The sequence below is a fragment of the Enterobacter sp. 296B2 genome (assembly GCF_034106185.1).
Taxonomy (GTDB): Bacteria; Pseudomonadota; Gammaproteobacteria; order Enterobacterales; family Enterobacteriaceae; genus Enterobacter; species Enterobacter cloacae_N.
Window position 1 is genome coordinate 157329 of sequence record NZ_JAWNCA010000002.1, and the last position, 23951, is coordinate 181279.

The 23951-nt window shown below is 51.9% G+C and carries 23 protein-coding genes and 1 tRNA gene; 6 read left to right on the top strand and 18 right to left on the bottom strand.

Features of this window, described 5'->3' with window-relative positions:
• Positions 1-9 precede the first annotated feature (9 nt).
• From URZ40_RS02345 to URZ40_RS02355, 3 genes are all read left to right on the top strand, one after another.
• Complete coding sequence (locus URZ40_RS02345) at positions 10-1947, top strand: EAL domain-containing protein (RefSeq protein ID WP_320719708.1); 1938 nt, start codon at positions 10-12, stop codon at positions 1945-1947.
• Positions 1948-2187: 240 nt separating this feature from the next.
• Positions 2188-2445, top strand: a complete 258-nt coding sequence (locus URZ40_RS02350; protein WP_028012097.1) for a YjhX family toxin — start codon at positions 2188-2190, stop codon at positions 2443-2445.
• Positions 2446-2455: 10 nt separating this feature from the next.
• A complete protein-coding gene (locus tag URZ40_RS02355; RefSeq protein WP_116341705.1) occupies positions 2456-3202 on the top strand; it encodes a cyclopropane-fatty-acyl-phospholipid synthase family protein in 747 nt (248 codons plus the stop codon).
• Positions 3203-3736: 534 nt separating this feature from the next.
• Here URZ40_RS02355 and URZ40_RS02360 read toward each other — a convergent pair.
• From URZ40_RS02360 to proB, 7 genes are all read right to left on the bottom strand, one after another.
• Entirely contained in the window at positions 3737-4669 is a 933-nt protein-coding gene (locus URZ40_RS02360; RefSeq protein ID WP_320719709.1) for a HEPN domain-containing protein, read from the bottom strand.
• 128 nt (positions 4670-4797) lie between these two features.
• Positions 4798-5475, bottom strand: a complete 678-nt coding sequence (locus URZ40_RS02365) for a hypothetical protein (protein WP_320719710.1) — start codon at positions 5473-5475, stop codon at positions 4798-4800.
• Between the two features lie 80 nt (positions 5476-5555).
• The gene (locus URZ40_RS02370) at positions 5556-6254 is read right to left on the bottom strand and encodes a hypothetical protein (protein WP_320719711.1); all 699 of its coding nucleotides are present in this window, start codon (positions 6252-6254) and stop codon (positions 5556-5558) included.
• Between the two features lie 582 nt (positions 6255-6836).
• A complete protein-coding gene (locus URZ40_RS02375; RefSeq protein ID WP_320719712.1) occupies positions 6837-7328 on the bottom strand; it encodes a DNA-binding protein in 492 nt (163 codons plus the stop codon).
• A 389-nt stretch (positions 7329-7717) separates the two neighbouring features.
• Positions 7718-7793 (bottom strand) — tRNA-Thr (locus URZ40_RS02380).
• A gap of 111 nt (positions 7794-7904) precedes the next feature.
• Complete coding sequence (proA, locus tag URZ40_RS02385; protein WP_320719713.1) at positions 7905-9158, bottom strand: glutamate-5-semialdehyde dehydrogenase; 1254 nt, start codon at positions 9156-9158, stop codon at positions 7905-7907.
• A gap of 11 nt (positions 9159-9169) precedes the next feature.
• Complete coding sequence (gene proB, locus URZ40_RS02390) at positions 9170-10273, bottom strand: glutamate 5-kinase (RefSeq protein WP_116341711.1); 1104 nt, start codon at positions 10271-10273, stop codon at positions 9170-9172.
• Between the two features lie 305 nt (positions 10274-10578).
• On the opposite strand from proB, the gene phoE reads away from it, so the two are divergent.
• Positions 10579-11631 carry a phosphoporin PhoE gene (phoE, locus tag URZ40_RS02395; RefSeq protein WP_116341713.1) on the top strand — a complete coding sequence of 351 codons (1053 nt, stop codon included), beginning with the start codon at positions 10579-10581 and terminating at the stop codon, positions 11629-11631.
• 112 nt (positions 11632-11743) lie between these two features.
• Here phoE and crl read toward each other — a convergent pair whose 3' ends face one another.
• The 3 genes from crl to gpt form a co-directional block, all read right to left on the bottom strand.
• Positions 11744-12145 (bottom strand): sigma factor-binding protein Crl, encoded by a 402-nt coding sequence (crl, locus tag URZ40_RS02400; protein WP_008500249.1) that lies wholly within the window; start codon positions 12143-12145, stop codon positions 11744-11746.
• A gap of 57 nt (positions 12146-12202) precedes the next feature.
• Positions 12203-13447 carry an esterase FrsA gene (frsA, locus tag URZ40_RS02405; protein WP_153657154.1) on the bottom strand — a complete coding sequence of 415 codons (1245 nt, stop codon included), beginning with the start codon at positions 13445-13447 and terminating at the stop codon, positions 12203-12205.
• 104 nt (positions 13448-13551) lie between these two features.
• A complete protein-coding gene (gene gpt / locus URZ40_RS02410) occupies positions 13552-14010 on the bottom strand; it encodes a xanthine phosphoribosyltransferase (RefSeq protein ID WP_003863205.1) in 459 nt (152 codons plus the stop codon).
• 260 nt (positions 14011-14270) lie between these two features.
• Here gpt and pepD point away from each other — a divergent pair, with 260 nt between their 5' ends.
• Positions 14271-15728 (top strand): cytosol nonspecific dipeptidase, encoded by a 1458-nt coding sequence (gene pepD / locus URZ40_RS02415; protein WP_116341717.1) that lies wholly within the window; start codon positions 14271-14273, stop codon positions 15726-15728.
• A gap of 61 nt (positions 15729-15789) precedes the next feature.
• On the opposite strand, the gene dinB is transcribed toward pepD, so the two are convergent.
• Positions 15790-16848 carry a DNA polymerase IV gene (dinB, locus tag URZ40_RS02420; RefSeq protein WP_116341719.1) on the bottom strand — a complete coding sequence of 353 codons (1059 nt, stop codon included), beginning with the start codon at positions 16846-16848 and terminating at the stop codon, positions 15790-15792.
• A gap of 158 nt (positions 16849-17006) precedes the next feature.
• On the opposite strand from dinB, the gene URZ40_RS02425 reads away from it, so the two are divergent.
• A complete protein-coding gene (locus URZ40_RS02425; protein WP_320719714.1) occupies positions 17007-17870 on the top strand; it encodes a glycerophosphodiester phosphodiesterase family protein in 864 nt (287 codons plus the stop codon).
• A gap of 30 nt (positions 17871-17900) precedes the next feature.
• On the opposite strand, the gene nqrM is transcribed toward URZ40_RS02425, so the two are convergent.
• From nqrM to URZ40_RS02460, 7 genes are read right to left on the bottom strand one after another with little or no spacing between them, the layout of a single operon-like run.
• The gene (gene nqrM / locus URZ40_RS02430) at positions 17901-18050 is read right to left on the bottom strand and encodes a (Na+)-NQR maturation NqrM (RefSeq protein WP_192845943.1); all 150 of its coding nucleotides are present in this window, start codon (positions 18048-18050) and stop codon (positions 17901-17903) included.
• A 53-nt stretch (positions 18051-18103) separates the two neighbouring features.
• The gene (nqrF, locus tag URZ40_RS02435) at positions 18104-19327 is read right to left on the bottom strand and encodes an NADH:ubiquinone reductase (Na(+)-transporting) subunit F (RefSeq protein ID WP_116341725.1); all 1224 of its coding nucleotides are present in this window, start codon (positions 19325-19327) and stop codon (positions 18104-18106) included.
• A 10-nt stretch (positions 19328-19337) separates the two neighbouring features.
• Positions 19338-19934, bottom strand: a complete 597-nt coding sequence (gene nqrE / locus URZ40_RS02440; protein WP_061099102.1) for an NADH:ubiquinone reductase (Na(+)-transporting) subunit E — start codon at positions 19932-19934, stop codon at positions 19338-19340.
• 6 nt (positions 19935-19940) lie between these two features.
• Complete coding sequence (locus tag URZ40_RS02445) at positions 19941-20579, bottom strand: NADH:ubiquinone reductase (Na(+)-transporting) subunit D (RefSeq protein ID WP_028012078.1); 639 nt, start codon at positions 20577-20579, stop codon at positions 19941-19943.
• Complete coding sequence (locus tag URZ40_RS02450; protein WP_316380312.1) at positions 20572-21366, bottom strand: Na(+)-translocating NADH-quinone reductase subunit C; 795 nt, start codon at positions 21364-21366, stop codon at positions 20572-20574. The genes URZ40_RS02445 and URZ40_RS02450 overlap by 8 nt, the downstream gene beginning before the upstream one ends.
• Positions 21359-22594: an NADH:ubiquinone reductase (Na(+)-transporting) subunit B gene (locus tag URZ40_RS02455; RefSeq protein WP_116341729.1), complete on the bottom strand. Its 1236-nt coding sequence runs from the start codon at positions 22592-22594 to the stop codon at positions 21359-21361. The genes URZ40_RS02450 and URZ40_RS02455 overlap by 8 nt, the downstream gene beginning before the upstream one ends.
• Positions 22595-22596: 2 nt before the next feature.
• Positions 22597-23940 carry a Na(+)-translocating NADH-quinone reductase subunit A gene (locus tag URZ40_RS02460; RefSeq protein WP_316380311.1) on the bottom strand — a complete coding sequence of 448 codons (1344 nt, stop codon included), beginning with the start codon at positions 23938-23940 and terminating at the stop codon, positions 22597-22599.
• Positions 23941-23951 lie beyond the last annotated feature (11 nt).

Here is a 23951-nt window from a genome sequence, read left to right on the forward strand (position 1 = left end):
GAGAACATAATGAACAGGATACTGGTTGGTATCATTTTTTCTCTTTTTATCACGACGGGATATATTGCCTTTCTTGTTTACGATCGTCAGCAAGAGCTGCAAAAATTAACTCATTACACCGAGTCCTGGTCCGTGGCTCAACTGGTATCCGAGTATTACCGATTTGAATCATGGCTTGGTCTATACGCAACCGATACCGATGACGTTACGATAGACCAGGCCCGCATGCGTCTCGAAATTATGCTCAGCCAGGGCGAATTGCTGAAGGGGGGAGATTTAGGCCGCTATATTGGGAGCGATAAAACGCATCAAGAGCTTGCTGCACGCCTGGAAGAAATACTGGCGTATCTGGACAGTAATCTGGAAAAAATGAGCCATGCAGAGTTAAAAAAGTACCTGGCAAATATGCACCTGCTCGACGCGCCGCTAAGTCAACTGTCTTCAAGTGCGTTAACAAAAGATATTAACACGATTAATGAATCCAACCATAAAATACAGATTCTTTATTATATTTACTCAGCACTTTCGTTACTGCTGGTGATATTAAGCTTTATTCTTGGATTCTTAATGATCTACCAGAATAAAAATATTCTTAAAGCCCATATGCAGGTTAAAACCCTCGCTGACGAACTTCAGCTGTCAAAAGAAACGCTGCAAATCCAGAATTCGAAGCTGGAATACGATGTGTATCATGACTCCCTCACCGGCATGAAAAACCGTCTTTTCTTCTGGGACGACCTCAATAAAATTAACCTTCAGGCAGATAAAAACCATACCCCTGTTACGGTGATGTTATTTGATTTAGACCGATTTAAAGAGGTCAACGATACCTATGGCCATGATGCGGGCGATTTACTGCTGAATCAGGTATCCCGACGGCTTACCTCAATGAGCAACGCGACAGATACGTTTTACCGCCTGGGCGGTGACGAATTTGCACTTCTCTCGAGCGGCCTGACCGAAAGCGCTGCGGTTTCGCGCGCTAAAGAGATCAGCGATCGTATCAGTCAGCCCTATACGATTAATAACCAGCTGATAAAAATTGCCACCTGTGTGGGTATCGTTTTATCTGATAATGAACGGCGCTCGGATTATCTCTATAAATTCGCCGATCTTGCCCTCTACGAAGCCAAAAAAGAGGGCTCACAGCAGATAAAAGTCTTCCGCCAGTGGATGCTGCAGAAGCTGCAGGAAAGCAGAACCCTTGAGCATGATATGGCTCTCGCGATCGATAACCATGAATTCGTTGTTTATTACCAGCCTATTGTCGATTCATTCAGCAATGAAATTTACGGCTATGAAGCGCTTATTCGCTGGATACACCCGGTGAAGGGGATATTGTCACCTGATTACTTTATTTCTGTTGCTGAAAAAACCGGCATGATCAACGAGATCGGCAAAAATGTGCTTGAACTTGCCTGCCGGGAAGCGGTGTCCTGGGCGGTGCCGGCCAGAATCTCGGTGAACGTCTCACCCGTTCAGTTAGGCACAAAATCGTTTACGACGATGGTTCAGTCCATCCTGAAAGAGACAGGCCTGCCGGCCAGCCGACTTGAGTTAGAGGTAACAGAGTCTTCGCTCTTCAGTGACAGCAACATGCCGATCACTATTCTCAAAAAACTCCGAGCACTGGGCGTCAAAATTTCCATCGATGATTTCGGAACGGGATATTCATCGCTCTCGCGACTGAGTGAACTGAATTTTGATAAAATTAAGATAGATAAATCCTTTGTGAACCCGATATCCACGCAGGATGATGCCCTTAATATCGTTAAACTGATTACCAGCATGGCAAAGAGCCTGAATATGCGGGTTATTGCAGAAGGTGTGGAAACCGAAGCGCAGCTTGAACGCCTTAAGGCGCTGGGCTGCGATCTCGTGCAGGGCTATCTTTTCGGAAAGCCGCAGGCTGAAATCGACAGAAAAATAAAAAACGGTACCGTGTGATCCTACCGGGATCACACTTTTCAGCTCTGGGTATTCACATACAATAACCCGGTGTTACCATTCACCCCGTAAATATCTTTCTACTCAACCCGAGGCTTTGATGCTGGAGAATGTCATCATCCGATAATCAGTTTCCCCGACCTTTTCAGGCCGGACTGATTATCACTGCGCCGAAATCGAATGCGGACACCGCTGTGTGTTTGCACGTTTTGCACATGATGATGAAACAGGTTTTCCAGTATGAATTTATCCCGTCAGGAACAGCGTACCTTACACGTTCTCGCCAAAGGTGGCCGTATTGTGCACGTCCGCGATACGTCCGGCCGCGTCACCGCCGTTGAATGCTACAGCCGCGAAGGTTTGCTGCTCAGCGACTGCACGCTCGCCGTCTTCAAAAAACTCAAAACCAAAAAGCTGATCAAATCCGTTAACGGTCAGCCCTACCGCATCAATACCACCGGGCTGAATAACGTCCGTGCCCAGCCTGATAATCGTTAAGGAGAGGATGATGGATATCCCACGTATTTTTACCATTAGCGAAAGCGAACATCGCATTCATAACCCCTTCACACCAGAAAAGTACGCCACGCTGGGGCGCGTGTTACGCATGAAGCCAGGCGCACGCATTCTCGATCTCGGCAGCGGCTCAGGAGAGATGCTGTGCACCTGGGCACGTGATTACGGGATTACTGGTATCGGCATCGACATGAGCCCGCTCTTTACCGCGCAGGCAACGCGGCGCGCAGAGGCGCTCGGCGTCAGCGAACGCGTCCATTTTGTGCATAACGACGCGGCAGGCTACGTGGCTGATGAACAATGCGACGTGGCGGCCTGCGTTGGCGCCACGTGGATTGCGGGCGGCGTTGCCGGGACGATGGACCTGCTGGCACAAAGCCTTAAGCCTGGGGGAACCATGCTCATCGGCGAACCTTACTGGCGACAGGTTCCCGCAACGGAGGAGACGGCTCGGGCATGCGGCGTCTCGTCCACCGCAGACTTTCTCACCCTGCCCGATCTCGTCGCGTCTTTCGATCAGCAGGGTTATGACCTGGTCGAAATGGTGCTGGCAGACCAGGAGGGCTGGGACAGATACGAAGCCGCGAAATGGATGACAATGCGCCGCTGGCTGGATCAAAACCCCGACGATGATTTTGCACAGGAGGTGCGCGCGGAGCTGACGGTAGCGCCCAAGCGCCACGTGGCTTACACAAGGGAATATGTTGGCTGGGGCGTATTTGCGTTAATTGCACGATAGGAGGGAACGAGTGGTATAGCCTTTTGGGGCTATACCGCCTTAAGCAGGAAGCGCTTAGCGTTGTGAACGCTGCGCTACGCCTGACATGAAAAAACTTCTATCATTGCTTTTTCCGTTACCGCATTCAGTCTGGCGAATGTTTGCTTCCTGCTAATTTGGATCCGAATCGTTAAAGATAGCATTCAGTAAATCCGTCTCTGCTTCAATCTGAGCAGGAGACACAACAGTTGAATGCTCAAGCATGCGCTTAGAATTGATGCGAATTTGGGAGCTTCTTTCCCAAATCTGCCCCATCGTGCAGATAAGAAGGGAACTAATGATGCGTAACTTTTTGAGAGAACTGGTCGATAATAGGAACACCACACAGCACTTCAACTCATTGATTTATAACAATAAAATTCATTTCGATTTTATAAGATACCCCCATAAGTACCCCCTTTTGTTAACACTAAGCCTAAAATGGTCGTATTACTTTTGAGGAGTGAATATTGAACTTGTTCATTCAGTTTCGCGGCACATTAACTAACGATACGTCTATGTTAAAAGCCTTTCTTCATAATCTTCGACAGCTGGCATAACCCCCTGTTCTGTTATACGGCAAACTAAACGCGATAGTAGCTCCCTCACCTCGACTATGTGCTCTATTAAGTGATTATCTGTTGTAGCACCACCGTGCACAGCTTTAGAGCGATAATCATACAGTTTTTTTACTCTGCGATAGGCCTCTAAGCGCTTTTGACCTCGCTCTTCAAGATATGCAGCTGTCATCAACGCTAGACGGAAACGAAGTTCGGAGTTTATTCCAAAAAGAGCCTCGAATCCTGCCCATAACGCAGCAGCAGTCATTCTCAAATTGGCGTGTTGATTGTGAGTTGTTAGAGAATCAACAGCTAGTCTGAATGCAGGAGATTCAAGCAAAGATATCCAGTTTTCTAAATATTGTTGAACCCAATCGAGTGATTCAAGCGATAGTTCTTTGACAGGACTTATCCTACGGGCTGCAGGTACGTCTTCAAGAAGTTGTACTTCGCAGGAATTGGGTTGCATTGCAGGGAAAACATCCCAAGAAACATTTGCTACAGCAGGAACAAGTAGATCGATGAGCGTACGACATCTGAGCGCAGATAAGATCCACCAGCCGATGTTAAGTTCATTTTGCTGAAGCTTCGGCTCAGTGCATTGCAAAGCTAGCTCATGCGTAACTGCGGACATATGGCGCGCAATAGGACTTAATAAGGATTTATTCTGAAGCGCGCCAGCCAATTCAACCTCTCCAGGAGGATGCAAAACTTCACGCAATTCACCAATTTCATGGAACACATAGGGCCCATGTCGAAAAGTTAACCCTGACAAAGCAAAACAAATTTCGTGCTTACCAGCCAAATAAGCTATTCGATTATTAGAAAAATCCTTGCGAGACTTGAAATAGTCAATCAGCTCTAATAACTTATCTCTGTTATATTCCATATGATTTTCTGCATCGCTACTATTATAAGCATTGTTTATATAATACTATCCATCACTAAACATTTCACATAGCTTTATGTGATCCTTGTTACAAAATCAAACCAAACAATCAAATTTGATTTTACTTTTTAATCATGGATATAGCCTCGTTCAACAGCCTGCATGCGCATTTTTCTTATGTAACTCTGTTTTCCATTTTGTATCAATCTAAAGACATCACCTCCCAATTCTGGTGGGATTAGAAACTCAACATTCCTTTCTGCAAGTATAGGAACGAGATTTTCAAAAGGCTCCGTATCATCACAGAAGTTGATTGCAAACAACCCCCATTCTGAGTTAATAAAAGGGTCAATAACTCCGTAAATAAATTCGGATATTTTAATCTGGAAATCTTTTTTAGGAGAGGCGAAATGCTGGATTTTATTTCGAAGATATCCAAATTCTTTATATAACGTCTTCTGATAATCTGTGAATTTCATTCCTGTTGCTGCCCAAACTTTTTCCGGCAATTCCGAATAATCAATTGCTCTTCCATCTTCGAGAAGTGCTTCAAAGTCAAGCAAACCGGAATCACTAACATGTCTACTTGTAGATTTTGGGATTGTATCAAAAATTAATAATGGATGTTCCTGCGCTAATCTGGCCTTCATGAATATTTCACAAGAATGAGCTGCCTGAAGAACTGCAAGTTCGTTCCACGTATCATTTACGTAATCATTGAAATGCCCTAAGAAATTGGCATGCATAAGCGAACCGCAACCTAGACGGATCATATGTTCATGAATACTTCTCAAACTCTTATCCATTCCCTCCTCCTTAACTTTACATTTATTCTAATGAAATCAACAAAGAGCCCCTATAAAACAAAACACAAAAATGATTGCCATTACGGATTGAATTTATCAAAAATCCCTTTTTGATACCAATACAACTTACCTTTTGGATGTACTTCTTCTTCAAGAAACTTAACTCCAACTTCATTTCTTTTTTTTAGCACTTGTTCTTGTAGCAATTTAACCATAACAACCATTTCTTTTATTAATTCTTTATGAAGATCCGGCTGTCTTAATTCTGTATATAACTCAGGTCTCATATCTGATTTAATATCAGGATGGAGGACGAGACTAACTTTCACGCTTTCAAAACCTATGCCGCTATGTGCTGTAAAATTATGCCGCATTTTCATAACAATATCATGCGTTTCCCTATGCTCTTCAGGAACGTTATTTCTATCGTATTTTATGCCTCTTCCTTTACTTTCAGTAAAACACTTTCCATAAAAAGTCAAAGCTGCAACAAAAAAACCTTTTATTAGATCCATTTGCTGAGGATTTTTAATCCTCCAATCTATTTCAGGGTTTATTTTTTCTATTTCATTAAGCCATACTAGAACACTACGCAAATCCTTTTCGATTAGAGTATATCCAGCATATTGCTTAACCAACCTTTCCTCCCCGAGTTTTACAACAGGAGCCCTTTTGCCAAGATAATAATAATGATTATGCCCGTCATAATTAGGAGATAAAATTTCTTTGATAGTCCATCCGCTTGCCATCGTTTTTTGCAAAACCATTCCAGTTTTCATATAACTTCCCATCCATATTGTGTGTAGTTTTTTAACATTTCAACTTTATAATTTTCTAGTTCTAAAGGAATTATTAGCATCAGCCTTGATTGCTAAGCTCAAAAGACTAATTACCTTATAATCTATTCAAATTACTGAAGGATGCAACTGTAACTTAGATCGCGTGTAGCGAAAAATCCCCTTTGGCGCTACCGGTGGGTGACAACTTTTGACAACTCAATCTGAACGCCAGCGTCCGGGCAAACCAGAACAGCGTCTGAAAGAGGCTCGAGGATGGTTGCATTGGGGGAGTGCTTAACACCTCCCCTTCACGAGTTCGTGTACCTGAAGTTTTCTGAAGCGGCAGCGGCTGACATTTTTCTGGTGAGGCATAACAAACCATAACAGGCTGACACCTGCCCTGCTTCGCATCAGGATTAACAAAAGCTAACAGCCAAGGCTCAACAAATCTCAACGCCAGCCCTTTACACTTCTGCTGTAGCTGCTGTTCGTAGGCGTCAGGATCCGTTAGGTTGGGTTGACACTTTTCCCTTTTTTTCACGAAAAAGTGTCAAGTTAGAGGAGTTAGGTTTGGCCGGAGGTTTACAGTTTTTCGCCGTCCAGCAGGCAGAGCGCCCTTAATCTTGTTTTGCTCCAGTCATCCGGCGTATCGGGGTGCATTGTGGCAACGTAGGCCAGCTCAGAACGAAGAAACCGTAAAGCGCCCGCGGCACGGTCTTTGCCATAGAAGCTGTGGGTTTCTTCATCCGGCCGGAAGAGAATCAGCAATTGTTCATCGGGCTCATGCTGAACATCAAAACCCAGCTCAGCGGCTGCGGCCTCTATACGCTGGCCAGCATCAATATCAGCCGGCAACTCTTTCCCGCCGTCATGCTTCCATACCCATGCGGCGGCCAGCGCCCACGTCATTTCAGTCTGGTGTTCGCCAGCACCAGCAAAATTTTGTTTAGCCTGCGATGCTTCGACATCCACTTTATCGCCTGAAATTACAATTTCACCGCGGGCTATCCAGCCGTAAACAGTTTGCCGGCTGACGCCCATATGCCTGGCGTAGGCTGATTTACTTAATAGCATCGTGATGTTTCCCCTCCGGGCAGAAAAAAGCCGCCCTCAGGCGGCCTGCTTCTCTTCTGAATGTGTCTGCCGCTGGCTGCCTTTGAGCATCGCGCTGACATGTTCGCTTAACTAATCAAGGCCAGGAATGAGTAGATGCCAATGATTTAACCGATGCGCGTTTATTTTCAGGTAATCGAGAATGTTTGCTTCCTGCTAATTTGGATCCGAATCTTTGAAGATAACGTTCAGTAAATCCGTCTCTGCTTCAACCTGAGCAGGAGAAGACGCAACAGTTGAATGCTCAAGCATGCGCTTAGAATTGATGCGAATTTGGGAGCTTCTTTCCCAAATCTGCCCCATCGTGCAGATAAGAAGGGAGCTAATGATGCCTAACTTTTTGAGAGAACTGGTGCCGATAATAGGAGTCGAACCTACGACCTTCGCATTACGAATGCGCTGCTCTACCAACTGAGCTATATCGGCCCTGAGAGGCCGGTTACGAGTGTAACCACGGGGCAAAAGGTTAGATCTATCCGGGTGATGCGTCAATGCCCTTTTGAATCAAACGGCTATTTTTGCATCACCCGTGATTATTTACGCACGAATCGTATCGTCACCGAAGCCGATCCACTTGTAAGTGGTAAGTGCTTCGAGGCCCATCGGACCGCGCGCGTGCAGTTTCTGCGTGCTGACCGCCACTTCTGCGCCCAACCCAAACTGTCCACCGTCGGTGAAGCGGGTGGAGGCATTCACATACACAGCGGATGAGTCCACTTCGTTCACGAAGCGATCGGCATTGCGCAGCGTGCGCGTCAGAATGGCGTCCGAGTGCTGGGTGCCGTGTTCACGGATGTGCGCAATGGCGTCGTCGAGATCGCTCACGATTTTCACGTTCAGATCCAGTGACAGGAACTCGTCATCGTACTGCTCCGCTTTTACGGGAACCACGTTAGACGGGCCATTCTGAAGCAGTGCGAGCGCGTTGGCGTCAGCATGCAGCGTCACGCCGCTCTCCGCCATCTGCTTGCTCAGGGCCGGCAGGAAGGTGTTTGCGATATCCTGGTGCACCAGCAGCGTTTCCACCGTATTACAGGTGCTTGGACGCTGGGTTTTTGCGTTCACGATAATCTTCAGCGCCGGTTCAATTTCAGCGCTGTCGTCGACCACGATATGGCATACGCCGATGCCGCCGGTGATCACCGGAATGGTCGACTGCTCGCGGCACAGCTTGTGCAGGCCCGCGCCACCGCGTGGGATCAGCATGTCGATGTATTTGTCCATGCGCAGCATCTCGTTGACCAGCGCGCGGTCAGGACTTTCTATCGCCTGCACGGCACCCGCCGGCAAGCCGCACTCTTCCAGCGCCTGCTGGATGACCTTTACCGTCGCGGCATTAGTGCGCCAGGTCTCTTTCCCGCCGCGCAGAATGGCGGCGTTACCGGTTTTCAGGCACAGGGAAGCGACGTCAACCGTCACGTTTGGACGGGCTTCATAAATCACGCCGATGACGCCGAGCGGCACGCGACGGCGCTCCAGACGTAAACCGCTGTCGAGCAGCCCACCGTCAATCACCTGCCCAACCGGGTCAGCCAGATTGCAGACCTGACGCACATCGTCGGCGATGCCCTTCAGGCGCGCCGGGGTCAGCGCCAGGCGGTCGAGCATCGCTTCGCTCAGACCGTTGCGACGCGCTTCCAGTAAATCCTGCTCGTTGGCGAGCAAAATTTCCTGGGACTGTGACTCCAGATAATCAGCGATTTTTTCCAGCACGCGGTTTTTCTCGCGGCTGGAAAGGAGCGCCAGTTTGTAAGAGGCGGCCTTCGCGGCGGCGCCCATTTGTTCCAGCATGTTCTGGCTCCTTAACGAATAATCATGTCATCGCGATGCACTGCAACCGGGCCATATTCATAGCCCAGAATGGCGTCGATCTGCTGCGAGTGGTGGCCCGCAATGCGGCGCAGAGCATCGCTGTTATAGCGGCTTACGCCGTGGGCGATGTCGCGACCTTCAAGGTTACGGATGCGGATCACTTCACCACGGGAGAAGTTGCCTGTCACGCTTTTAATTCCTTTAGGAAGCAATGAACTCCCTCGTTCCAGAATCGCAGCGGTTGCCCCTTCATCGACGACGAGTTCGCCAGCGGGAGGCGCACCAAATATCCAGCGCTTGCGGTTTTCCAGCGGGGATTCCTGGGCATGGAAGCGGGTGCCGACGGAAATGCCTTCCATCACATCGCCAATCACGCCTGGGCGGCTGCCCGCAGCAATAATAGTGTCGATACCGGCACGACAGGCCACGTCAGCGGCCTGCAGCTTAGTGCCCATGCCTCCCGTACCCAAGCCTGAAACGCTGTCACCGGCGATGGCGCGCAGGGCATCGTCGATGCCGTGAACGTCGGCGATCAGTTCGGCATCCGGGTTGGAACGCGGGTCGGCGGTAAATAGCCCCTGCTGATCGGTCAGCAGCAGCAATTTATCGGCACCGGCCAGAATGGCGGCCAGCGCAGAGAGGTTATCGTTATCGCCCACTTTAATTTCAGCGGTGGCAACGGCATCATTTTCGTTGATAACGGGAACAATGTTGTTGTCCAGCAGCGCGCGCAGCGTATCGCGTGCGTTAAGGAAACGCTCCCGGTCTTCCATATCCGCACGCGTCAGCAGCATCTGCCCGACGTGAATACCGTAGATAGAGAACAGCTGTTCCCAGAGTTGAATGAGTCGGCTTTGTCCCACGGCGGCCAGCAACTGTTTAGAGGCGATCGTCGCGGGGAGTTCGGGGTAACCCAGGTGTTCACGCCCGGCGGCAATCGCCCCGGAGGTCACAATCACAATACGGTGCCCTGCGGCATGCAGTTGAGCGCACTGACGTACAAGCTCAACAATGTGGGCGCGATTTAGGCGGCGCGATCCGCCTGTTAACACACTGGTACCGAGTTTTACCACCAGCGTCTGGCTGTCACTCATGATTCTCTGCCGTTCAACGATAAGGGAAAGTAATGTCGAACGAACGTTTTAACAGGAGTCAGCCCGGTTGCCAACTGCCTTAGTGCATCACCAGGCACTTTGTTGCGCGGGATCAGGAAGCGTAGCGGCAGAATTTGACAAATTTATTACCGTAATAATAAATCACAGTTTTTTAAAATTATTCTTAGTTTGTCATAAAAGTTTCATTCCAGAACGATAAAACCCTTCCTGTTTTTTCACGGGACTTAAGCATGAGCTTATCGTCCAGCGAATTTTTTAAGCGCGTTTATAAGACAGGATCGAAAATGAAAAAGAGCACTCTGGCATTAGTGGTTATGGGCGTGGTGGCTTCCGCATCTGTTCACGCAGCAGAAGTTTATAATAAAAACGGTAATAAACTGGACGTGTACGGCAAAGTGAAAGCTATGCACTATATCAGTGATGATGACACCAAAGATGGTGACCAGACGTACGTTCGTTTCGGTTTTAAAGGCGAAACCCAGATTAACGATCAACTGACGGGCTATGGCCGCTGGGAAGCAGAATTTGCCGGTAATAAAGCGGAAAGCGACTCCTCGCAGAAAACACGCCTGGCGTTTGCTGGTCTGAAAGTGAAAGACTTTGGCTCTCTGGACTACGGTCGTAACCTGGGTGCCCTGTACGACGTCGAAGCGTGGACCGATATGTTCCCGGAGTTCGGCGGCGACTCTTCCGCGCAGACCGACAACTTTATGACCAAGCGTGCGTCCGGTCTTGCCACCTACCGTAACACGGATTTCTTCGGTGCGATTGACGGCCTGGACATGACGCTTCAGTACCAGGGTAAAAACGAAAACCGTGACGCCAAGAAACAGAACGGTGACGGTTTTGGTACGTCTCTGACCTATGACTTCGGCGGCAGCGATTTCGCGGTCAGCGGCGCGTACACCAACTCTGACCGCACCAACGCGCAGAACCTGCTGGCGCGTGGCCAGGGGCAGAAAGCAGAGGCCTGGGCTACCGGTCTGAAATACGACGCGAACGATATTTATCTGGCAGCGATGTATTCTGAAACCCGCAATATGACGCCAATTTCAGGCGGCTTTGCAAATAAAGCACAACACTTTGAAGTTGTTGCGCAATATCAGTTCGATTTTGGTCTGCGCCCGTCGCTGGGTTATGTCCAGTCTAAAGGCAAAGATATCGAAGGTATTGGTGATGAAGATCTGGTGAAATACATTGATGTTGGCGCGACCTATTACTTCAACAAGAATATGTCCGCGTTTGTTGATTATAAAATCAACCAGATTGACGACGATAATAAACTGGGCGTAAGCAGCGATGATATCGTTGCGCTGGGCGTGACGTACCAGTTCTAAGATTATCCAAATAAGAAAATCCCGGCATATAAGCCGGGATTTTTTTGCCCGAGATAAATGCGGTCTGATGCCCTCACCCCGGCCCTCTTTCACAGGGAGAGGGAGAAAAGCATTACGCGGTCAGCTTCACCGCTTCGCTGGAAAAGTCATCCGCTGGCTCGAACTTAAGGTCCAGGGTGGCCAGCAGTGCGCTCGCTTTGTCGTGGAACTCTTTCAGGGTATATTCCAGTCGATCGATCACTTCCTGATCTTTAATGGTGGTCGCTTGCCAGTTGCCATCTTTATTAAACAGGCCAAACTGGTAGCTATACGTAAAACGTTTCTCCTCTGCTTCCATTTCCATCCACCAGCCCCAGAATTCACGTTTTTCGGGTGCAGGCTTCACGTTGACGCAAACAGCCAGGCAGTCGAAAAAAAAGCGATTCTCTTCACACTGCTCTTCTCGAATATACGGGCCGAGAGCCATAAATTTCTTAATCAGCCTACTTTTCGGGTGTCCACTCGGTAACGTCATTGCGATCTCCTTTTGTGAAGCCACTGTTTTACCAAACCAGCGAAATTTAGCAATCTATTAACACACTCTCTGGGCGATCCAGCGCGTGATCTCTTTCAAGGCTTTGTCAAAATTCTGATACACCGGGCTGAACGGCACCTCAAGCAATTTGCCATCCGCAGATGACGAAGTGATTAAGCGTGACTCTTCCTCAGGGCTGAACGGATCGTTTTTCCAGAAACCGGAAAGCATCGGCGTCGGGCAGCGGCGGCCCAGCAACCCCTGCGTTTTTAACGAGTAACGATTGAGTTCGACACGCAGCGCTTCGTCTGATGCATCATGCATGCCAAGGCGACTGGCCAGCACGTCAAGGTACATCTCCGGCACGCTCCCCTGACGGGCAGGATCGCTGAGCAGTGCGTGAACCACCGGGCCCAGACAGGCCACAGCCTTCAGGCGCGAAGATTCAAGATAGGCCAGACGCACCGCAACGTTCGCCCCAAAACGGAAGCCAAAAGCCGCCACGCGGGTATGGTCAACCCAGGGAATATTTTCCAGGGCTTTAAGCGCATGCTGGTGCAGCAGGCTCGAATCCTGAGTCAATTTCCACTTCGACGAGAAGCCAATAGAAGGCATGTCGAGCGTCAGCATTGCAATCCCTTTTGGTGCAAAGTAGCGCTCAAACAGGCTGTAATAATCGATTTGCAGGGAATCCAGCCCGCCGCACATCAGTACGGTCGGGAACGGGCCGTCGCCTTCCGGCATATGCAGGAACCCAGTGACGGGAGCGCCACCAGGAATGCTGAACTCAAGCTCGCGCATCTGGCCCGGTAAGCGCTGCGCCGCCTCTTCATAAGCACGGTTCGCCAGCGCCTGGGCCTGCTCGGCCAGCTCATCACCTTTCAGATGTGGATACGCGGCAATGGCGTAGAGATTGGCCGCATGCAGCCAGTGCTTGCCGCTGCGCGTGGCATCCTCTTCCTGGCTGGCTTTTTGCTGCCAGAGCATCGCCTGTTTCGACCATTCGTAGATCCAGTTGCCGCCGCGATAGCCCACCACCGTATCGTACAGCTCGCTGTCGGTCCGTTCAGATTCGCTCATGACGATACGCGCCTGCACGTCAAGGATTTCACGCGGATCGATACCGCGCCAGATCCACATCAGGCGGTTAATCATGCGGTACCAGTGGGGCACGTTTTTACCGTCTAACGCAGACTGGACGGCAGGCATGGTACCCGGATTAAACCGACGGACCAGCGTCGACGTTTCAGGATGTTTGAAACGGGGTTTGAAAAGAGTCTCGGTGAGATTCGCCTGCGTCATTGCGTTGCCTCCATGGATACGTCATATAGTGCCCATTGTAACGCGTGGCGGGATAAAAAGAACAACGCCCGGCATAGCCGGGCGTGTAAAGTTACGTACTGAAATTAACGGCCTGAAATAGGCGGAACGAAGACCACGCCCATATCCCACGGCTGTTCAATCCAGGTATCCTGCGGGATATCAATCACGTAATCGTCAACCAGTGGGCGACCCGCTGGCTTAGCAAAGATCGTCACGAAGTGCGCTTTTGGATACATTTCGCGGATAGCCACCGCGGTACCGCCGGTATCCACCAGATCGTCGATAACGATGAAGCCTTCACCGTCGCCTTCAGCGCGTTTCAGCACTTTCAGCTCACGCTGGTTATCATGGTCATAGCTGGAGATGCAGACGGTATCGACATGACGAATACCCAGCTCACGTGCCAGCAGCGCCCCCGGTACCAGACCGCCACGGCTGACGGCAATAATGCCTTTCCACTGTTCGGAAGGCATCAGACGCGCAGCCAGTTTGCGTGCGTGAATCTGCAACATGTCCCAGGTGACGACGTATTTTTCGCTCATGTGAAGTGTCCCAGCCTGTTTTTATACGGCTTAAAAAGTGTTCGAGGGGGAAATAGGTTGCGCGAGATTATAGAGATCTGACGCACTAAAAACCAGTGTTTAGCGCCCTCAGCCTGAGTTTTTACATGCTTTATGCTACCCGCCAGCAGAGAAAGTGGTATTCTCAGTTGCATCTCGCAAGCCTGTCTTGTGGTAACTATTAACCTGCTAACCCTATGGCCTGCAACCCTGTTTGCAGCGCCTCGACAAGGAGACTTATCGTGTCTGAACTGTCTCAATTATCTCCGCAGCCGCTGTGGGATATTTTTGCCAAAATTTGCTCCATTCCACACCCTTCCTACCATGAAGAACAGCTTGCCGAACATATTATGGGTTGGGCGAAGGAAAAAGGCCTGCACGCTGAGCGCGACCAGGTTGGCAACATTCTGATCCGCAAACCTGCCACCGCAGGCATGGAAAACCGTAAACCGGTTGTGCTGCAGGCGCACCTGGACATGGTGCCGCAGAAAAACAACGACACCGTTCACGACTTCACTAAAGACCCAATCCAGCCGTACATCGACGGCGACTGGGTGAAAGCGCGTGGCACCACGCTGGGCGCGGATAACGGTATCGGTATGGCCTCTGCGCTGGCGGTGCTGGCCGACGACCGCGTTGAGCATGGTCCGCTGGAAGTGCTGCTGACCATGACAGAAGAAGCGGGCATGGACGGCGCGTTCGGTCTGCAGGCGAACTGGCTGCAGGCCGACATCCTGATCAACACCGACTCCGAAGAAGAAGGTGAGATCTACATGGGCTGCGCGGGAGGGATTGATTTCATCTCTACTCTGCCGCTGTCTCGCGAAGCGATTCCTGCAGGCTTCCAGACCTTCAAGCTGACGCTGAAAGGGCTGAAAGGCGGTCACTCGGGCGGTGATATTCACCTGGGATTGGGTAATGCCAACAAGCTGCTGGCGCGCTTCCTGGCGGGCCACGCGGCCGAGCTGGATCTTCGTCTGGTGGACTTCAACGGCGGTACCCTGCGCAACGCAATCCCACGCGAAGCCTTTGCCACCGTGGCGGTGCCAGCGGCAAAAGCGGACGAGCTGAAAAAACTCTCCAGCGTCTACCTGGATATCCTGAAAAACGAACTGTCGGCGAAAGAGAAGAACCTGACCGTGGTGCTGGAATCCGTTTCTACGGATAAAGCCGCGCTGACCGCGCAGTCTCGTGACACTTTCGTTCAGTTGCTGAATGCGACGCCAAACGGCGTTATTCGCAACTCTGACGTGGCGAAAGGCGTGGTGGAAACCTCCCTTAACGTGGGCGTGGTGACCATGAGCGACGACAGCGCGGAAATCATCTGCCTGATCCGCTCCCTGATCGACAGCGGTAAAGAGTACGTGGTGAGCATGCTGGAATCTCTGGGTACGCTGGCGGGCGCGAAAACGTCTGCAAAAGGCAGCTACCCGGGCTGGCAGCCGGATGCAAGTTCTCCGGTAATGGCGCTGGTGCGTGAAACCTATCAGCGTCTGTTCAACAGCACCCCGAACATCCAGGTGATCCACGCGGGTCTGGAGTGTGGTTTGTTCAAGAAACCGTACCCGGATATGGACATGGTTTCCATCGGGCCGACCATCACCGGTCCGCACTCTCCTGATGAGCAGGTTCATATCGAAAGCGTCGGCCATTACTGGACGCTGCTGACAGAACTGCTGAAGGCGATTCCTGCTAAGTAATCCCCTCACCCCAGCCCTCTCCCTCAAGGGAGAGGGTGAACAACCTCGTGCCACGGGGCTATTACAATCCCAAAACCAACTGACGTTCTAACTGCGGGTCCAGTAATGTGACATGCAGTCCCACCAGCCTCACCCCTCGTCCGCCTCGTCGTTCTTCCCACGCCTTTTTCGCCGTTGCGATAAGATCCTCCTTGTTCAGGCGCGGCCAGACGTGCTCCTGCGTTGTCTGTTGAAAGTCGTTAAATTTCAGTTTGATGCCCTGTCGGGCAATCAGTAAATCAGGCTTTACTTTGCTCAGGCGTCGTTCCAGCTCCGGATAGAGCTGTTCCGTAATAATGGTTTCGCATTCCGACCAGTCATGGATGTCTTCGCTCAGCGTGCGTTCAACCCCGACCGATTTACGTAACCGTTCGCTGCTTACGCTGCGCTCATCGATGCCCTGACTGCGCTCCCACAGTACGCGACCAAACTTCCCAAAGCGCTTGAGCAGCATCGCCAGGTCGCTTCGCTGCACATCTTCGCAGGTGCGTAACCCCATACTTTCCAGCTTAGCGGCGGAGACTTTGCCTACGCCGGGGATTTTGCCAAGCGGCAGCGTTTTTAAAAACGCCGGGACCTCTTCAGGGGTGATGACGTACTGGCCGTTGGGTTTATTTAAATCGGAGGCGATTTTGGCGAGAAATTTTACCGGCGCGACGCCTGCCGATGCGGTGAGATTCAGCTCGTTAAAAATGGTCTGACGGATCTCCTGCGCCATCAGGGTAGCGGAGCCGTGACAGTGCAGGCTATCGGTGACGTCCAGATAGGCTTCGTCCAGCGATAGCGGTTCAATCAGTGAGGTGTAGCGGGAGAAAATTTCCCGAATATGGTTTGAGGCTTCTTTATAGGCGTCAAAGCGACCGGGCAAAAGGGTGAGGTGCGGACAAAGTTTCAGCGCCATCGCCGTCGGCATGGCGCTGCGCACGCCAAATTTGCGCGCAGGATAGTTGGCGGTGCTTATCACACCGCGCTGAACGCGGCTGCCGCCAATGGCGATGGGAATATCCCGCAGCGCCGGGTTGTCACGCATCTCCACTGCGGCAAAAAAGCAGTCCATATCAACATGGATTATTTTGCGCATCGGTCATACCACACATGTATTTATATACAGTATAACAAAAGGCAAAAAATGCGTCAGCAATTTTCCTTACTCACAGTTGTCATAAAAACGTGTTACAAACGCTCAAGACAAATCCTTTATTTACATAGAGTTAGCTAATAAATGGAGAGCGATCATTCATGAAGAAAATATTATCAGTTTCGCTACTGTTTCTGGCGAGTGCCGCATCAGCAAATCCAGAAATCGTCGCCCACCGGGGCGGTACCGCAGATGCACCTGAAAACACCCTGCCAGCCATAAAGCTCGCGCTCGAAAACAAAGCAGATATCGTCTGGATAACCGTGCAGTTAAGCCGGGATGACGTACCGGTTCTCTATCGACCAGCCGACCTGAAGGCGTTAACCAATTTGCAGGGAAAGGTGTCACAGTATACCGCTGAAGAACTGGCAAAGGCGGATGCCAGCGTGAAGTGGAAAGATAAAGGCCTGCCGGAAAACCTGCTTAATACTCCGATACCGACGCTGAAGTCGGTACTGACCGCCTGGCCAGATACGCGATTTTTCATTGACATCAAATCGCCGGATGCAGATCCAGCGACCATGGGCAACACGCTGCTTAACGTATTGAAAGAGACCAACAGCCTGAACCGCGTTCGCGTCTATTCAACCGAAGATCGCTATATGGAAGCATTGCCTGCCGAAATCCCCCGCTTTGTCACACGCAGCGAGACTCGCACGCGTCTGGCCACGATTTCGTTGAGCCACGAATGTCTGCCTCCTTCACAAAAAATGGACGATTACTGGTATGGGCTTGAGTTAAACCGAAAAATAGAGGTAGTCGAGAAATTCACCTTAGGCGAAGGTGTCTCTCCTGCAACATTAACGTGGGACAAAGAGGCCGTTGACTGCTTCCGCTCTCAGGGCAATGCCCATCTGATTTTTATCGGCGTGAACTCTGAAGAGGACTACCAGAAGGCGAAAACACTGGGTGCCGAAGGAGTTCTGGTGGACTCTCCAGCCAAAGCCAAAAGCTGGGCAAAATAAATGATAAAGGCCGCATGAAGCGGCCTTTTTCTAGATGATCCTCTGCTGGTCCCGAGCCATCCGTTTTTTACGCGCATCGCACGGTTCCGGGCAGTCGCATACCTTTTCCATCCCGATGGAAGAGATGCCTCCACAGCTGCCCTGAATACTTTTACGCTTGATGATCCAGCCCAACGACATCCCGAAGATCACCAGCACAAACACCGCGAAGGTTGCCAGAAAGGTCAACACGATCAGCCTCCGAAATCATCAAGGAGGATGTTCTCATCTTCCACGCCGAGATCTTTTAGCATCTTGATCACCGCGGCGTTCATCATTGGCGGACCACACATATAGAACTCGCAGTCTTCCGGTGCCGGATGCTGTTTGAGGTAGTTTTCATACAGCACGTTGTGGATGAAGCCCGTATAGCCCGTCCAGTTATCTTCCGGCTGCGGATCGGAAAGCGCCACGTGGAAGGTAAAGTTAGGGTTCTCACGCGCCAGCTGCTCGAACTCATCGTCGTAGAACATTTCGCGCAGCGAACGCGCACCGTACCAGAAGCTGATTTTACGCTTGCTGCTAAGACGTTTGAGCTGGTCGAAGATGTGCGAGCGCATCGGGGCCATACCGGCACCGCCGCCGATAAAGACCATTTCCGCGTCGGTATCTTTAGCAAAGAACTCGCCGAACGGACCGGAGATCGTCACCTTGTCACCCGGCTTGAGGGACCAGATATATGACGACATGACGCCCGGCGGCGCATCAGGCACATTCGGTGGCGGCGTGGCGATACGCACGTTGAGCATAATAATGCCCTTCTCTTCCGGGTAGTTAGCCATGGAGTAGGCGCGCAGCGCTGGCTCTTTTACCTCGGAAACGAAGCGGAAGAGGTTAAATTTATCCCAGTCGGCCCGGTATTCATCGGGCACGTCGAAGTCAGCATACGCCACGGTGTGCGCCGGACAATCAATCTGAATATAGCCCCCCGCGCGGAACGGGACGCTCTCCCCTTCAGGGACGCGCAGCTTAAGCTCTTTAATGAACGTGGCTTTGTTATCGTTAGAGATAACCTCGCACTCCCATTTTTTCACGCCGAAGATCTCTTCCGGCAGCTCAATCTTCATGTTCTGGCGCACCGCAACCTGGCATGCCAGGCGGCAACCCTCTTTCGCTTCACGCTTCGTGATATGCGACAGTTCAGTTGGCAGAATATCCCCGCCTCCCTCTTTCACCGTCACACGGCACTGCCCACATGAACCACCGCCACCGCAGGCTGACGAGACAAAAATCCCGTTCCCCGAGAGCGTATTAAGCAGTTTATCCCCTGCCGGGGTGCGGATCTGGTTCTGCGGATCGTCATTGATATCAATGATCACATCCCCGGAATTGACCAGCTTTGCGCGCGCCGCCAGAATCAGCCCTGACAGCACCAGTACTATCAGCGTGAACATTACCACGCCAAGAATAATTTCCATCTGTTAGCCCTTATAGCTGCACACCGGAGAAGGACATAAAGCCCAACGCCATCAGGCCGGTGGTGATAAAGGTGATCCCTAAGCCGCGCAGCCCAGCGGGCACGTTGGCATATTTCATTTTTTCACGGATCCCCGCCATGGTGACAATCGCCAGCATCCAGCCGATACCGGAACCGAAGCCGTACACCACCGATTCACTGAAGTTGTAATCGCGCTGCACCATAAACGAGACGCCGCCAAAGATGGCGCAGTTCACCGCGATCAGCGGCAGGAAGATCCCCAGCGCGTTGTACAACGACGGGAAATACTTATCGAGGATCATCTCCAGGATTTGCACCAGCGCCGCAATCACCCCGATAAAGGTGATGAAGTTCAGGAAGCTAAGATCAACCCCCTCCACCAGCGCGCTGTCCCGCAGCACGAAGTTGAACACCAGGTTGTTAATCGGAACCGAAAGCCCCAGCACAACGGTGACCGCCACGCCCAGGCCAAATGCCGTCGAAACCTTTTTAGAAACGGCAAGGAACGTACACATGCCCAGGAAGAAGGCGAGCGCCATGTTTTCAACAAACACCGCGCGCACAAATAAACTCAGGTAATGAGCCATCGTCGGTTACTCCTTTTCCTGCTGTTCAGGCTTCAACGTACGAATCAGCCAGATCAGCAAACCGATAATGAAAAATGCGCTTGGGGCCAGCAGGAACAGGCCGTTCGGCAGATACCAGCCGCCGTTCTGTACCGTATCCAGTACCTGAACGCCAAACAGCTTGCCGCTGCCAATAAGCTCGCGCAGGAAACCGACCGTCAGCAGGATTACGCCGTAACCCAGGCCGTTGCCAATACCGTCCATAAAGCTCGCCAGCGGCGGCATTTTCATGGCGTAGGCTTCAGCGCGCCCCATCACGATGCAGTTGGTGATAATCAGGCCGACAAACACCGAAAGCTGCTTCGACGTTTCGTAGGCGAAAGCGCGCAGCAGCTGATCGACCACGATCACCAGCGAGGCGATGATCGCCATCTGCACGATGATCCTCACGCTGTTGGGGATGTGGTGGCGAATCATCGAGATAAACATGCTGGAGAACGCCGTTACCAGCGTTACCGCCAGCGTCATCACCACCGCCGTTTCCAGTTTGGTGGTCACCGCCAGGGCAGAACAGACGCCCAGCACCTGCAGAGTTATCGGGTTATTGGCTAAAAGTGGGCCAATCAGCACTTTTTTAACTTCTTTCAGTTCACCCGTATCAGCCATTGTTCAGCGCTCCTTCACGTACATTTTTCAGGAAGGGACCAAAGCCCAGTTCACCCATCCAGAAATCAAAACTGTGCTGTACCCCGTTAGAGGTGAGCGTGGCGCCGGAAAGGCCGTCAACGGCGAATTCATCACCGGGACGCGCGCCTCCTTTCACCACCTTCAGCGCAGGCTGGCCGCTGTCGTCGAGCACTTTTTTACCGACAAACTGCGCACGCCAGTTAGGGTTCTCAACTTCCCCCCCCAACCCCGGCGTTTCGCCCTGATCGTAATAGGTGATGCCTTTGACCGTGCGGCCATCGGTATCCAGTGCCACAAAGGCGTACATCATTGACCACAAGCCGTTGCCGTAGATGGGCAAAACCACTTCCTGCACACGCTTTTGCTCGTCACGCACCAGGTAAATCTCCGCGATGTTGCTGCGGCGCTTAATACCTGCCGGATCCTGCGAGGCGTCAAGCGCGGTGCTCATCTGCGGATCTTTCAGCGCCAGCGCCTGGTTGTATTTCGCCGGGTCTTTATCCATCAGCTCGCCGGTTTTTAAATCCACCAACCTTGCGGTAATACGTTCAGCAAACACGGCCGCGACGTCGTCCTTCGTCATGCCTTTCTGCATCAGCCCGGCTACGGCCAGGATGTTGCGCTGTTTATCCAGCGCGCGCTGTTCCTGCTGCAGCGGTTTCAACCCTACGGCAGAACCGGCAACCACGATGGAACAAACCAGACACAGTACCAAAACCACCAGCAGCGTTTTGCTGATGCTGTCGTTATTTTTAACCTCAGCCACGCGCCTTCCTCCGCTTAATGTTGGCGCGCACGACCAGGTAGTCGAACAGCGGCGCAAACAGGTTGGCAAACAGAATGGCCAACATCATCCCTTCCGGATAGGCCGGGTTGACCACGCGAATCAGTACACACATCACGCCAATGAGCGCCCCGTAACACCATTTACCTCTGTCGGTAAAGGAGGCCGAGACGGGATCGGTGGCCATGAACATCATGCCAAACGCAAAGCCTCCCAGCACGAGGTGCCAGTACCACGGCATGGAGAACATCGGGTTCGTGTTTGAACCAATGAGATTGAACAGCGTGGCGGTAAGCACCATGCCGAGCATGACGCCCGCGACGATGCGCCAGGACGCCACGCGGCCAAAGAGGATGATGGCCCCGCCGATCAAAATCATCAGGGTAGACACTTCACCAATGGAGCCCGGAATGTTGCCAATAAACGCGTCGAACCAGGTCACAGGCTGGCCGGTAGCATTGTTGACCAGCGTTTCACCGCCGCCTGCTGCCCACTGAGAAAGCGGCGTCGCGCCGGAGAAACCGTCCGCCGCCGTCCATACCAGGTCGCCCGAAATCTGCGCCGGGTAAGCAAAGAACAGGAACGCACGCCCCGCCAGCGCCGGGTTGAGGAAGTTGCGTCCGGTGCCGCCAAAAATCTCTTTAGCAATCACCACGCCAAAGCTGATCCCCATCGCCGCCTGCCAGAGCGGCAGCGTAGGCGGAACAATCAGCGCAAACAGAATGGAGGTAACGAAGAAGCCCTCGTTGATCTCGTGTTTACGGATGATGGCGAACAGCACTTCCCAGAAGCCGCCCACGATAAAGACGGTCATGTAGATCGGCAGGAAGAAGACCGCGCCCAGCGTCATCATACTCAGCCAGCCCGCGTCTGCAGCAAAGCTTACCCCCAGCGACTGGGCCAGACGATAGTGCCAGTCAGACTGAATTACCTGCGCCAGCTGCTGGGCGTCGTACATATGGTGCAGCGCCGGAATGGTCTGCAGGCCGACGTTGTACATGCCCCAGAACATGGCCGGGAAGACCGCAAACCACACCAGGATCATCATGCGTTTCAGATCGATGGCATCACGAACGTGCGCTGCCCCTTTCGTTACCAGACCCGGGGTGTAGAAAATGGTCGTCGTTGCTTCATACAGCGGGTAGTACTTTTTGAGCTTCCCTTCGGTAAAGTGCGGCTCAATTTTTTCGAAGAGGTGTTTTAATCCCATGGTTATCCTTCCTGCTCAATGCGGGTTAACACCTCGCGCAATACGGGTCCATATTCGTATTTACCTGGACACACATAGGTACAGAGCGCCAGATCTTCTTCATCCAGTTCAAGACAACCGAGCGCCTGCGCGCCGTCGGTGTCGCCGGCCAGGAGATCGCGCAGCAGCACGGTGGGTAGAATATCCAGCGGCATTACACGTTCGTAGTTGCCAATCGGGACCATCGCGCGCTCGCCGCCGTTCGTGCTGGTAGAGAAGTTAAACAGCTTGTGCCGCAGGAAGTGGCCCAGCGTGGTGCGGGTGACGGAGTATTTTTCTGCACCTGGCAGAACCCAGCCGAACAGCTCTTTCTCGCGCCCTTCCATAACTACGCTCACCTGAAGATGGAAACGTCCCAGGTACGCGTACGCATTTACAGCGCGGCGGCCGCTGAGTACCGAACCGGAAATCAGGCGGTTTTCACCCTCTTTCGTTTCCCCCGCAAGCAGTTCATTAATGTCTGCTCCCAGAAGCGTTTTAACCAGACGCGGGTTGGCGGCCTGAGGCCCGCCGATAGCGACGATCCGTTCAGCGCAGAGTTCACCCGTGGTAAAGAGCTTACCGATGGCAATGACGTCCTGATAATTAAGGTGCCAGACCTGTTTCTTCAGGCTCACCGGCTCAAGGAAGTGGATATGGGTCCCGACCAGCCCCGCCGGATGCGGACCGGAAAATTCATTAAACGTGACCTGCCCCTGAGGATGGCCGCCAAGCTTGCCGCCCCCGGCCTGGCAAACGTGCACTTTTCCGGGCGTCAGGCGAGTCAGAACGGTCAGCCCGGCATCAAAGGCTTTACGCTGCGCCAGAATAATGGGCTGCGGATCCGCGCTGAGCGGGTTGGTGTCGATGGCCGTAACGAAAATAGCGGCCGGGGCGGTATCAGGAACGGGCGATTTGCTGAAAGGACGCGTACGCAGCGCCGTCCACAGGCCGGACGCGAGCAGCTGAGCCTGCACATCTTCGCGGCTAAGCGTCGCGAGGTCTGCCGCATCATAACGAGCAAACTCACGCTGTTCATCGCCTTCGATGCGGATAACCACCGACTGCAACACGCGACGCTCGCCGCGGTTGATCGCCACAACGGTGCCGCTGGCGGGGGCCGTGAACATGACGCCGGGATTTTTTTTGTCCTCAAAGAGCGCCTGCCCTTTGAGCACGCGATCGCCCTCCTGCACCAGCATTGAAGGACGCATTCCCAGATAATCGTCACCTAAAATTGCGACATGACGGACGCTTACGCCAGACGAGACGTGCTGCTCAGGCACGCCTGCAATCGGCAGATTAAGTCCTTTTTTTATTTTAAACATGTGGTTAGCAG

What these genes read in the sequence shown, in the direction of transcription:
- URZ40_RS02345 (WP_320719708.1), top strand. Translation starts at nt 10, where the DNA reads ATGAACAGGATACTGGTTGGTATCATTTTTTCTCTTTTTATCACGACG.
- URZ40_RS02350 (WP_028012097.1), top strand. Translation starts at nt 2,188, where the DNA reads ATGAATTTATCCCGTCAGGAACAGCGTACCTTACACGTTCTCGCCAAA.
- URZ40_RS02355 (WP_116341705.1), top strand. Translation starts at nt 2,456, where the DNA reads ATGGATATCCCACGTATTTTTACCATTAGCGAAAGCGAACATCGCATT.
- URZ40_RS02360 (WP_320719709.1), bottom strand. Translation starts at nt 4,669, where the DNA reads ATGGAATATAACAGAGATAAGTTATTAGAGCTGATTGACTATTTCAAG.
- URZ40_RS02365 (WP_320719710.1), bottom strand. Translation starts at nt 5,475, where the DNA reads ATGGATAAGAGTTTGAGAAGTATTCATGAACATATGATCCGTCTAGGT.
- URZ40_RS02370 (WP_320719711.1), bottom strand. Translation starts at nt 6,254, where the DNA reads ATGAAAACTGGAATGGTTTTGCAAAAAACGATGGCAAGCGGATGGACT.
- URZ40_RS02375 (WP_320719712.1), bottom strand. Translation starts at nt 7,328, where the DNA reads ATGCTATTAAGTAAATCAGCCTACGCCAGGCATATGGGCGTCAGCCGG.
- proA (WP_320719713.1), bottom strand. Translation starts at nt 9,158, where the DNA reads ATGCTGGAACAAATGGGCGCCGCCGCGAAGGCCGCCTCTTACAAACTG.
- proB (WP_116341711.1), bottom strand. Translation starts at nt 10,273, where the DNA reads ATGAGTGACAGCCAGACGCTGGTGGTAAAACTCGGTACCAGTGTGTTA.
- phoE (WP_116341713.1), top strand. Translation starts at nt 10,579, where the DNA reads ATGAAAAAGAGCACTCTGGCATTAGTGGTTATGGGCGTGGTGGCTTCC.
- crl (WP_008500249.1), bottom strand. Translation starts at nt 12,145, where the DNA reads ATGACGTTACCGAGTGGACACCCGAAAAGTAGGCTGATTAAGAAATTT.
- frsA (WP_153657154.1), bottom strand. Translation starts at nt 13,447, where the DNA reads ATGACGCAGGCGAATCTCACCGAGACTCTTTTCAAACCCCGTTTCAAA.
- gpt (WP_003863205.1), bottom strand. Translation starts at nt 14,010, where the DNA reads ATGAGCGAAAAATACGTCGTCACCTGGGACATGTTGCAGATTCACGCA.
- dinB (WP_116341719.1), bottom strand. Translation starts at nt 16,848, where the DNA reads ATGCGCAAAATAATCCATGTTGATATGGACTGCTTTTTTGCCGCAGTG.
- URZ40_RS02425 (WP_320719714.1), top strand. Translation starts at nt 17,007, where the DNA reads ATGAAGAAAATATTATCAGTTTCGCTACTGTTTCTGGCGAGTGCCGCA.
- nqrM (WP_192845943.1), bottom strand. Translation starts at nt 18,050, where the DNA reads ATGTCGTTGGGCTGGATCATCAAGCGTAAAAGTATTCAGGGCAGCTGT.
- nqrF (WP_116341725.1), bottom strand. Translation starts at nt 19,327, where the DNA reads ATGGAAATTATTCTTGGCGTGGTAATGTTCACGCTGATAGTACTGGTG.
- nqrE (WP_061099102.1), bottom strand. Translation starts at nt 19,934, where the DNA reads ATGGCTCATTACCTGAGTTTATTTGTGCGCGCGGTGTTTGTTGAAAAC.
- URZ40_RS02445 (WP_028012078.1), bottom strand. Translation starts at nt 20,579, where the DNA reads ATGGCTGATACGGGTGAACTGAAAGAAGTTAAAAAAGTGCTGATTGGC.
- URZ40_RS02455 (WP_116341729.1), bottom strand. Translation starts at nt 22,594, where the DNA reads ATGGGATTAAAACACCTCTTCGAAAAAATTGAGCCGCACTTTACCGAA.
- URZ40_RS02460 (WP_316380311.1), bottom strand. Translation starts at nt 23,940, where the DNA reads ATGTTTAAAATAAAAAAAGGACTTAATCTGCCGATTGCAGGCGTGCCT.